The following is a 3,740-nucleotide window of genomic DNA, read 5'->3' as shown; positions in this document are numbered from 1 at the left end:
ATCCTCAAGGAAGGTCTCGGATGGCGCGCCGTCATCGCCGCCGCGACCGTCGCCGCCGGCGTCATCCTTCTCAAACTCTAGGCACAGTTCTGGAGATAACCGGATAGATGGGAAGGAGCGTCACGCTGGTCAAGTGCCGCGTCCCATCGTTCCGCATGCGGAAAAATAGCCGGAACTTATCCCCGCCCTATCGAATTTCCTCCTCGAACAGGCCTGTCGGCAGCCCGTCGATGCTCCGCACGTTCTTTTCGCGCCGATAGGCATCGAGGCCGTCCTCTCCTTTCGACTCCGCCCAGCCCGTCAGGCCGGGCCGTTCCTGCCTGTAGTCGTAGGTCGGCACGGCATAACCGCAGGAGGTCTGCACCAGATCGATGTCGAGCATCACCATCTGCCGCGCGCCCATCGGCTCGACGCCGCCGAACTTCTCCGTCAGCAGACGCGCATAGTCCTCGCCGCCACGGCGCAAGACATGGCCGCGCCCATAGAGACGCAGGATCATCGGCGCGCCTTCGAAGGCGCAGAACATAATCGTCAGCCGTCCGTCCGCCAGAAGATGCGCGGCTGTCTCGCTGCCGCTGCCGGTGTGGTCGAGATAGACGACATGGTTTGCGTCGAGGACCCGCAAAGCGTCGAGGCCCTTCGGCGAAACATTCACGCGGCTCTCCGCCGTCGCCGACGCGACGAAGAAGATATGCTGGCGCTCGATGAAGTCGCGCTGTGCCGGTTCGATGGACGCGAACTGCTTTGCCATGGCGCTATCCTTCCAGATTGACTCCGAGCCCTTCGTCGAGACCGAGCATGATGTTGAGGCACTGCACGGCCTGCGCCGACGCGCCCTTGCCGAGATTGTCGAGCAGAGCGACGAGCCGTGCCTGCTTGCGCAGCTCGTTGCCGAAAACGAAGAGCTTCAACTCGTTGGTGCCGTTGAGGCCTTCGGGGTCGAGTGTCTTCAGCGCCGCCGCCTCGTCGAGCGTCGCGACGGAAACGAAACGTTCGCCCGCATAGAAATCCGCGATCGCCTCATAGACATGGGCAACCGTCGCGCCGCCGGGCAGCGCCCAGAGCTGCAACGGCACCTCGACGATCATGCCTTGCGCGTAGCGGCCGACCGACGGCGCGAAGAGCGGCCGATGCTTCAGCTCGCCATGCACGCGGATTTCCTCGACATGCTTGTGCTCGAGCCCCATCGCATAGATGCGGTACGGCACATGCGTGTAGTTCGGCGAGGTCTCGTCCTCGAATTCGGCGATCATCTGCTTGCCGCCGCCCGAATAACCGGAGATCGCATTGATCGTCACCGGCCAATCGGCGGGCAGGATATGCGCGCGCACCAGCGGCTTGATGAGCGCGATGGCGCCCGTCGGATAGCAGCCGGGATTGGTCACGCGCTTTGCGCCGGAGATTTCCTGCCGCTGCCGGTCGCTCATTTCCGGAAAACCGAAGGTCCAGCCCGGCGCGGTTCGGTGCGCGCTCGAGGCGTCGATCACGCGCACGGCGGGATTGTCGATCAGCGCGACCGCTTCCACCGCCGCGTCGTCCGGCAGGCAGAGAATCACGATGTCGGCGGAATTGAGTGCGTCCTTGCGCGCGGCGGCGTCCTTGCGTTTCTCGTCCGACAGGCGAATGAAATCGAGATCGCGCCGGCCCTCGAGCCGCGCCCGGATCTGGAGACCCGTCGTCCCCGCCTCGCCATCGATGAAGATTTTCGTGGGCATCTCTCGCTCCGCCTAACGTCGCAGGAACAGCACAAACAAAAAGGGCGCCTCGAATAACCGAAGCGCCCTTGATCGTAATCGCGAAAAGCGATCAGCGCTTCGAGAACTGGAAGCTGCGGCGGGCCTTGGCCTTGCCGTACTTCTTACGCTCGACGGTACGGCTGTCGCGCGTCAGGAAGCCGTCCTTCTTGAGCACAGCCCGGAGGTCCGGCTCGAAATAGGTCAGCGCGCGCGAAATGCCGTGACGGATCGCGCCCGCCTGGCCAGAGAGCCCGCCGCCCGTCACCGAGCAGGTGATGTCGTACTGCTTCTCGCGCTGGGCGGTGACCAGCGGCTGGTTCAGGATCATGCGCAGAACCGGGCGCGCGAAATAGCGTTCCAGCTCGCGGCCGTTGATGACAATCTTGCCGGAGCCCGGCTTGATCCAGACGCGGGCGACCGCGTCCTTGCGCTTGCCGGTCGCGTAGGCGCGGCCGAACTTGTCGAGCTTCGGCTGGCGCGCTTCGGGAGCGTCGGCCTGCTGAATCGCGCCCTTCAGGTCTTCGAGCGAATGGGTTTCAGGCGCCATTATGCGATCCTCACATTCTTGCGATTGAGCGACGCGAAGTCGATCTTCTGCGGCTGCTGCGCCTCATGCGGATGATTCGGACCGCCATAGATGTGCAGGTTGCCCATCTGCTTGCGGGCGAGCGGTCCGCGCGCGATCATGCGCTTCACGGCGAGTTCGATGACGCGCTCGGGGAACCGGCCTTCGAGAAGCTTCTTCGGCGAGGTTTCCTTGATGCCGCCGGGGTGACCCGTATGGCGGTAATAGCGCTTGTCTTCGTATTTCGCGCCGGTGAAGACGACCTTCTCGGCGTTGACGATGATGACATGGTCGCCGTCGTCGAGATGGGGCGTGTAGGTCGGCTTGTGCTTGCCACGCAGGCGGTTCGCGATGAATGTCGCGAGACGGCCCACGACGACGCCTTCGGCGTCGACCACGATCCACTTCTTCTCGATCTCGGCGGGTTTCGCGGAATAGGTCTTCATGCGAAAAATCCTGCGGAATCTGTGAAAAAGAGCCGGAAATCGGCCCTCGTCTGGCGGCGCTTCTAAGGCAGGTCGCACGACCTGTCAACGAAAATGCCTGAAAACCCGCTGAAACATGGCCTTTTTCGTTGTGCGGTATCAAGATACCTCATTCACGGCCGCCCCGCGCCGTTCCCGTCAGCCGCAGTGAACTCATGACCATGGCGGCGAGCGCAAAGCCGGCCGCAGTGAAGAGCACGATCCGGGTGCCCTGCCCGGCGTGAAGGTTGAAGATCAGCGCGACCAGTGCCGCGCCGACCGTCTGGCCGAGGAGCCGCGCGGTGCCGAGCATGCCGCTCGCGCCGCCGGTCCGCTCGATGGGCGCCGAGCCGATGAGCGTGCGGTTGTTCGGCGACTGGAAAAGACCGAAGCCCGCGCCGCAGAGCATCATCCGCCAGACGATGTCGAAAGAGCCGGGATCGGGCGGCAGCAGGGCCAGGGCAAACAGGCCCCCGGCAAAGAGCGCCATACCAATGGCGCCGAGGAGACCCGCCGGATAGCGGTCGGCAAGCCTTCCCGACAACGGCCCCACGATCATCAGCACGATCGGCCAAGGCGTGAGCAGCAAGCCGGTCTCCACCTCGTTCCGGCCAAGCTGGTTCTGCAGATAGAAAGGCAGCGCCACGAAGGCGAGCATCTGCCCGGCGAAGGAGAGGATCGATGTGCAGATCGACAGCGCGAAGATCGGAATGCGCAGAAGGTCGATCGGCAGCAACGGCGCCTTTTCGGCAAGTTGCCGTCGCACCAGCCAGACGCCGCAGACCAGAAGCGCCACCGCCTCGACGCCGATGCGCGGCAGATTGCGGGTGCCGTGGCCGATATCGTCGATGATGGTGATGAGAAGAGCGAAGGCGATGGCGTTGAGTGCCGCGCTGCCCCAGTCGAAACGATGTGTGGCGCGGCGCGTGCCCGGCAGGCTGCGCGATATGGCGAAGGCCAGAAGGCTGATCGGCA

The 3,740-nt window shown here is 64.1% G+C and carries 5 protein-coding genes; all 5 read right to left on the bottom strand.

Features of this window, described 5'->3' with window-relative positions:
• Window positions 1-187: 187 nt before the first annotated feature.
• The gene (locus VMR03_RS00925) at window positions 188-751 is read right to left on the bottom strand and encodes a pyridoxamine 5'-phosphate oxidase family protein (protein WP_325401355.1); all 564 of its coding nucleotides are present in this window, start codon (window positions 749-751) and stop codon (window positions 188-190) included.
• Between the two features lie 4 nt (window positions 752-755).
• The gene (gene argC / locus VMR03_RS00920; protein WP_325401353.1) at window positions 756-1,715 is read right to left on the bottom strand and encodes an N-acetyl-gamma-glutamyl-phosphate reductase; all 960 of its coding nucleotides are present in this window, start codon (window positions 1,713-1,715) and stop codon (window positions 756-758) included.
• A gap of 91 nt (window positions 1,716-1,806) precedes the next feature.
• Window positions 1,807-2,283: a 30S ribosomal protein S9 gene (gene rpsI, locus VMR03_RS00915; RefSeq protein WP_325401351.1), complete on the bottom strand. Its 477-nt coding sequence runs from the start codon at window positions 2,281-2,283 to the stop codon at window positions 1,807-1,809.
• Window positions 2,283-2,747, bottom strand: coding sequence for a 50S ribosomal protein L13 (gene rplM / locus VMR03_RS00910; RefSeq protein WP_325401349.1), 465 nt, complete (start codon window positions 2,745-2,747; stop codon window positions 2,283-2,285). Before rplM ends, rpsI begins: the two co-directional genes overlap by 1 nt.
• A 148-nt stretch (window positions 2,748-2,895) precedes the next feature.
• Window positions 2,896-3,740, bottom strand: an 845-nt coding sequence (locus tag VMR03_RS00905) for an MFS transporter (protein ID WP_325401347.1), incomplete at its 5' end; no start/stop codon positions are given.

The sequence above is a fragment of the Parvibaculum sp. genome (assembly GCF_035511255.1).
Taxonomy (GTDB): Bacteria; Pseudomonadota; Alphaproteobacteria; order Parvibaculales; family Parvibaculaceae; genus Parvibaculum.
This window is presented reverse-complemented; position numbering and strand designations above follow the sequence as displayed.

Coding starts and splice junctions, on each gene's coding strand:
- VMR03_RS00925 (WP_325401355.1), bottom strand. CDS start 751: ATGGCAAAGCAGTTCGCGTCCATCGAACCGGCACAGCGCGACTTCATC.
- rplM (WP_325401349.1), bottom strand. CDS start 2,747: ATGAAGACCTATTCCGCGAAACCCGCCGAGATCGAGAAGAAGTGGATC.
- argC (WP_325401353.1), bottom strand. CDS start 1,715: ATGCCCACGAAAATCTTCATCGATGGCGAGGCGGGGACGACGGGTCTC.
- rpsI (WP_325401351.1), bottom strand. CDS start 2,283: ATGGCGCCTGAAACCCATTCGCTCGAAGACCTGAAGGGCGCGATTCAG.